At 44.5% G+C, this 6,000-nt stretch carries 6 protein-coding genes; 5 read left to right on the plus strand and 1 reads right to left on the minus strand.

All coding sequences use genetic code 11. The features are described from left to right. The first annotated feature begins 67 nt into the window (after positions 1-67). Together pta and lipL are read left to right on the plus strand one after the other, a co-directional pair. Complete coding sequence (pta, locus tag J7E32_RS04770; RefSeq protein WP_214904404.1) at positions 68-1,045, plus strand: phosphate acetyltransferase; 978 nt, start codon at positions 68-70, stop codon at positions 1,043-1,045. Positions 1,046-1,222: 177 nt separating this feature from the next. Then, on the plus strand, positions 1,223-2,068 hold the full coding sequence (gene lipL, locus J7E32_RS04775; RefSeq protein ID WP_214904407.1) for an octanoyl-[GcvH]:protein N-octanoyltransferase: 846 nt from the start codon (positions 1,223-1,225) through the stop codon (positions 2,066-2,068). 190 nt (positions 2,069-2,258) lie between these two features. Here the strand turns inward: lipL and J7E32_RS04780 are convergent, their stop codons facing one another. Continuing rightward, positions 2,259-3,125 (minus strand): RsfA family transcriptional regulator, encoded by an 867-nt coding sequence (locus J7E32_RS04780; protein ID WP_214904410.1) that lies wholly within the window; start codon positions 3,123-3,125, stop codon positions 2,259-2,261. 317 nt (positions 3,126-3,442) lie between these two features. Here J7E32_RS04780 and J7E32_RS04785 point away from each other — a divergent pair, with 317 nt between their 5' ends. From J7E32_RS04785 to J7E32_RS04795, 3 genes are all read left to right on the plus strand, one after another. Further along, on the plus strand, positions 3,443-3,664 hold the full coding sequence (locus J7E32_RS04785) for a YuzB family protein (RefSeq protein ID WP_102264629.1): 222 nt from the start codon (positions 3,443-3,445) through the stop codon (positions 3,662-3,664). A gap of 255 nt (positions 3,665-3,919) precedes the next feature. Further along, complete coding sequence (locus J7E32_RS04790; protein ID WP_214904413.1) at positions 3,920-5,236, plus strand: HD domain-containing protein; 1,317 nt, start codon at positions 3,920-3,922, stop codon at positions 5,234-5,236. An 18-nt stretch (positions 5,237-5,254) separates the two neighbouring features. Continuing rightward, positions 5,255-5,770, plus strand: coding sequence for a YwgA family protein (locus J7E32_RS04795; RefSeq protein WP_214904416.1), 516 nt, complete (start codon positions 5,255-5,257; stop codon positions 5,768-5,770). The last annotated feature ends 230 nt before the right edge of the window (positions 5,771-6,000 follow it).

Raw genomic sequence — 6,000 nt, forward strand, 5'->3', positions numbered from 1 at the left:
CGATAACATTCTTGAATTTTAAGGTTGGTAAAGTATGCTAGAGGTATAGATAAAAGGAGGAGTCAGCATGAGTGATTTATTTGAAGGCTTGAAAGCCAAATTAAGCGGACAAAATTTACGGATCGTGTTTCCGGAAGGCCTCGACGAACGGATTTTAGCAGCGGCTGGCAGACTGGCTGCAGACGGTGTATTAACACCTATTTTAGTGGGCAATATTGAACAGATCCAGGCGAAAGCGGCCGATATGGATGTATCGCTTGAAGCGGTTGAAATTTACGATCCTGTAAATTTCGCAATGATGGATGAGCTTGTCGCTGCATTTGTTGAAAGACGTAAAGGGAAAGCGACGGAAGAGCAAGCACGCAAAATTTTGCTTGATGAAAATTACTTCGGAACCATGCTCGTGTACTCAAACAAAGCAGATGGGCTTGTCAGCGGCGCAGCGCACTCCACTGCGGATACGGTAAGACCTGCATTGCAAATCATCAAGACGAAGGAAGGCGTACGCAAGACTTCTGGTGTCTTCATTATGGTACGTGAAGATGAGAAATATGTATTCGCCGACTGCGCAATCAACATTGCTCCAGACAGCCAGGACCTGGCAGAAATTGCGGTTGAAAGTGCGAAAACAGCCAGAATGTTCGATGTCGAGCCGAGAGTGGCAATGCTCAGCTTCTCAACGAAGGGGTCTGCTGTTTCACCTGAAACTGAAAGAGTTTCTAAGGCAGTCGAAGAAGCAAAGCTCCGTGACCCGTTATTGATTGTTGATGGAGAGTTCCAATTCGACGCGGCATTCGTTCCATCTGTCGCTGAAAAGAAAGCTCCGGATTCAGTAATCATGGGCAATGCGAATGTATTCGTATTCCCAAGCCTTGAAGCAGGCAATATCGGCTATAAAATCGCTCAGCGTCTAGGAGGATTTGAAGCAGTTGGCCCGATTTTACAAGGCTTGAACCGCCCGGTAAACGACCTGTCACGCGGCTGCAGCGAAGAAGATGTGTACAAGCTGGCATTGATTACAGCAGCTCAGGCACTTACTAAATAGGATATTCCTTCATGCCGGTCGAATTATCGATCGGCATTTTTCTTGATTAAAATATAGATTTACACTTCGAGAAATGTCCAGCTCCAACGCTAGACGGGGCTGACCAAGGCGCCTGCGCTTTTCTTGAATATGCTATAATATCAACGGAAAGATTCAGAAAGAAAAGAGGAAATCACGATGGATGAGGCGCTCAATTTATTGCGTCAGGATAAATGGAGATTGATCGACCAGTCGGTGCTTGGTGCACACTTTCATGCTCTTCAGTCGTTCGGGACTGATGATACATTATGCGAATCGGTCGGTACAGGCCAGTCGCCAGCCACAGCGAGAGCTTGGGTGCACCATGACACGGTCGTCCTTGGCATCCAGGATACGAGGCTGCCCCATCTCCAGGAGGGACTGGATTATCTTCAGGAGCAGGGCTACCAGTATATTGTTCGCAACTCTGGCGGACTTGCCGTCGTGCTAGATGAAGGTGTCCTGAATCTATCGCTTATTTTACCTGAGAAGGAAAAGGGTATAGATATCAACCGCGGCTATGATGCTATGTGGTTATTGATCAAGGAAATGTTTGCTGATTTTAATAAAGATATAGAGGCAAGGGAGATTTCTGCGTCCTATTGTCCGGGAAGCTATGATTTAAGCATTGGCGGGAAAAAATTTGCCGGAATCTCACAGCGCCGCCTGAAAAAAGGGGTAGCCGTGCAAATCTATCTTTGTGTGACTGGGAGTGGAAGTCAGAGAGCAGAATTGATCCGTGAGTTTTATGCCACTTCTAAAAAAGGTGAACAGACAAAATTCATCTATCCGAATGTCCAGCCAGAAGTCATGGCGTCGCTTTCCGAACTTTTTGGTGTTGAAATGAGTATTCAGGATGTGATGCTGAGGTTCTTGAAATTCCTGAACGCCAACAGTGAGGAGTTGGTATCAGGCTACCTGGATGGCCATGAGATTGAACTGTTTGATCACTACTACAACCGGGTCATTGAGCGGAATGAGAAATTCCTAGAGCCAAGGAAGTAACAGCCCAATTCAGAATAATATATAAAAGCCGGAAAACAAATGTTTTCCGGCTTGTTTTAGGCTCTTTTCGGAGACCTTTCACAATTGAAATTTACATGTTCCTAATTTGAAAGTCTCATAAGAGCTTAAGAGGGGGCTGTTGCCATAACTCCTTCTCCATCTACCATCTATCTATTTAGCAACTAGATTTCTATTCCGCTACTTTTTCGAGATTGCCGTTGCGGTCCATCTTGAATTTTGTTGCCGAACGTTCTTCTTCTTCAAACAGGGTGAGCTTACGGGCGCGGTTCATAATTTTCATTAGTGTTTCATAATCTTCCTGCATCGTGTTCGTATTTTCTTCAAGCCTGTTTATTTTTCCTTGAAGTTCTTCGTTATGTTTCCTTAAACTATTGATTTCACGCTTCAATCTTTCATTCTCACTCTTATAAATATCGACCTGAAGCGATGAGCCACTTAGGCTTTGCAGGTAAGCAATCACATGTCCCATTGTCATGCCGGTTGGCGGGACAGTGTGGCGGACCGGTGTTGTATGTGTCGTCTGGGTTACAGTAGTTCTCGTCTCCTGGGCAGGCATTTCTGCCATTTCGGCAGCTGCTTCAGTAGAGTAATCTTTTTGTTCCTGCTTCTTGTTCATTAAATCTTGCATTTCAGCCATAAGTGCTGCGTCAATTTCCTTGTCGTCCTGTTCTAGCATGGACAGGTCAAAGGTTGGCTGAAATTCTTCCTGCTCCCCAACTGGCAGCGAACCTGTCAAACTTTCATCCAGCGAAGGCATCGGTGGATTGTAAAGCAGCTTCTTCTTGCCGCCTTGATCTTTCCCTAGGATTCTCTGTCTCTGCTTTCTCTGCTTTTTGGCAAGCTGCAATGCTTTTTCATAGTTATGCCTGACGACTGCGTTCCAGCGGAATCCGCAGGCGGCTGAAGTGCGGTCGAGCTTGTCGCCCACCTCTTCAAATGCGTTCAATTGTGTGCTGCCTTCCCTTACATGTCGCAGCACGGTTTCTGCTAGCAATAAATCATTTTCTTCCGTCCAGGCATCCTGGCGTGTTTTCATCCTTCTTCAACTCCCTTTTACTTTGATTCACTATAGAAACTTATAGTTCAATCTTGTCCGGAAATTGGAAAGCTTATACATCGTATAATGGAAGGATAGTAGATTTTTTGCGTAAAATACGTGTTTTTCATATAAATAGATAAGCAATAGGTCCTGTTCAACAGCTTGCATTCATTTTAAATAAGAGGTAAAATACGCTTTAGTTTAATACGAAAAGCGGAGGCGTACAGGCTTTCCTGATTTTTGCAGGGAAAATGCTTGTGATTGGAGAGGCTGGCGCTGGCGCTTGACAGTATTTATAGAAAGGGTTGTCCTAAATGGCAAACGAATTCCGTGTTTGCGACGATTGTCAGGCCGTAAACCTTAAAACATTGATTCCAAAGCTAAAGCAGCTGGATCCTGAAGCGACTGTCGATATCGCCTGCCAGTCTTATTGCGGACCAGGCAGGAAGAAAACATTTGCGTTCGTCAATAACCGGCCAGTTGCTGCACTGACTGAAGAAGAGCTTCTGGAAAAAGTCCAGAAGAAACTTAAGTAAGTTTTTATTTTTAATATAATGGCTTCCGAATAAAGGCCTATATAAATCACCTTTAAACAACAGTTTAGAGGTGATTTTTTTTCCGGAGAAACTTGCAAACTAGTTTAAAACACCGGGATTATAGGAATGAAAGGGAATAGGAAAAGTTTCTGCATTTGCATATGCAATTTTTGTAAAAAAATGCAGAAAATCGAGATGATTTGACGAACGAAACAGGCTATAATAAAAACAAGCTAATCAGGAAGAAGGAGAACGATGGGATATTCGGAAGAAAAATTACTTGAAGAAAAAGTTTTCAAAGATCCAGTACACCGCTATGTCCATGTCCGTGACCTGGTGATCTGGGATTTGATCGGAACGAAGGAGTTCCAGCGCCTGAGAAGGATCAAGCAGCTCGGCACGACGTACCTAACCTTCCACGGAGCTGAACATAGCCGGTTCAACCATTCACTGGGAGTCTATGAAATCACCCGGCGGATCGTCGACAATGCGTTCGCTTCCCGTCCTGAATGGGATGAAGGAGAACGCCTGCTATCATTATGCGCAGCCCTGCTCCATGACCTTGGCCATGGCCCGTTCTCGCATTCATTCGAGAAGGTATTCGACCTTGATCATGAGGATTTCACAAGGGAAATCATCCTTGGCGACACAGAAGTGAACCAAGTTCTTTCTAGAGTGGCGCCGGACTTCCCGAAAAAAGTCGCTGAAGTCATTGAAAAAACATATGAAAACAAGCTTGTCATCAGCTTGATTTCAAGCCAGATTGACGCTGACAGGATGGATTACCTGCAAAGGGATGCCTATTTTACCGGAGTCAGCTACGGACATTTTGATATGGAACGGATTTTGCGTGTGATGCGTCCGCGCGAGGACCAGGTCGTGATCAAGCAAAGCGGGATGCATGCTGTCGAGGACTACATAATGAGCCGCTACCAGATGTACTGGCAGGTTTATTTCCATCCAGTGACAAGGAGTGCCGAGGTCATCCTGACGAAAATCCTGCACCGTGCCAAACACCTTCACGAGCAAAACTACACCTTTAAACATAAACCGCATCATTTTTATTCAATATTTGAAGATCGCATGACACTCGAAGACTATTTAAAGTTGGATGAAGCCGTGTTCCTCTACTATTTCCAGATTTGGGAGGAAGAAGAGGACGAAATCCTGAGCGATTTGTGCCGCCGCTTCAATAACCGCAATCTATTTAAATATGTCGAGTTTGATCCTGCCAAGGAATACAAGAAGCTTGCGAAGCTTTTTATGTTATTCGAGCAGGCGGGACTGGATCCAGAATATTACCTGGTGGTCGATTCATCATCAGACCTGCCTTACGATTTTTACCGTCCGGGTGAAGAGGAAGAACGCCTTCCGATTCATCTGCTGAAGAAAAACGGCGAAATTCGCGAGCTTTCGAGAGAGTCTGATATTGTCGACGCCATTTCAGGTAAAAGACGGACAGACCATAAACTATATTATCCTTCCGATTTCCTGGAAAAGGGAAAAGCACGTCCTGAGATTGAACAGATTGCACAGATTCTTGAGCTGAACTTAGACAATGGGACCATTTGATACAGGAGTTGACGCGTTTTGCTAAAAGACCATGCTAAAATCATACATGCCATTTCAGTTTCCGGAGAGGTCATCGGCAGGAAAAAACTGCAAAAAATGATCTATATCGCAAAAAAGATGGAATTCCCGTTCCAGGAACGTTTCCAGTTCCATTTTTACGGACCATATTCCGAAGAACTTACATTGCGGATTGAAGAGCTTTGCAATATGGGCTTCTTGAACGAAGTGAAGGAAAAGAAGGGCGGCTACTACCAGTACCGCTATACATTGACCGAAGCAGGCCAGGAATTCCTCGGCGAAAACAGCGTCGAAATGCCTTGCCTCGGCGACTGCCTGACCGACATCAACGACCAGAATGCAAGATTCCTTGAACTCGTTTCAACTGTTTTGTATTTTGATAACTTGCCAGAAGCCGAAGTCCGGGAAAAAATCCAGACCGTCAAAAAGAGCCAGAAATACACCGATGAAGAAATCGACGAAGCCTATGCTTATATCGCGGGCTTGAAAACAAAGTCGAGGCAATTGTTGGCATAAGAAGATTTTTATTATGAATCGAGTATGGGACCTTTTATTGGGTTTTGTGCTCGGTTTTTCTTTATGTAAATACCAACTCGAAAAGAGAATAATGTGCGGATAAACCGGTTGAGAAGAGAATTATCGTCACATAAAAGAGAATAATGTGCGGATAAATTGGTTGAGAAGAGAATTATCGTCACATAAAAGAGGATAATGTGCGGATAAATCGGTTGAGAAGAGAATTATCG

This window comes from Bacillus sp. ISL-55 (assembly GCF_018613155.1).
In the GTDB taxonomy this organism is placed as follows: Bacteria; Bacillota; Bacilli; order Bacillales; family Cytobacillaceae; genus Mesobacillus.

Bases quoted from the DNA above. Each gene is read 5' to 3' on its own strand.
- lipL (WP_214904407.1), top strand. From the start codon at position 1,223: ATGGATGAGGCGCTCAATTTATTGCGTCAGGATAAATGGAGATTGATC.
- J7E32_RS04780 (WP_214904410.1), bottom strand. From the start codon at position 3,125: ATGAAAACACGCCAGGATGCCTGGACGGAAGAAAATGATTTATTGCTA.
- pta (WP_214904404.1), top strand. From the start codon at position 68: ATGAGTGATTTATTTGAAGGCTTGAAAGCCAAATTAAGCGGACAAAAT.
- J7E32_RS04790 (WP_214904413.1), top strand. From the start codon at position 3,920: ATGGGATATTCGGAAGAAAAATTACTTGAAGAAAAAGTTTTCAAAGAT.
- J7E32_RS04785 (WP_102264629.1), top strand. From the start codon at position 3,443: ATGGCAAACGAATTCCGTGTTTGCGACGATTGTCAGGCCGTAAACCTT.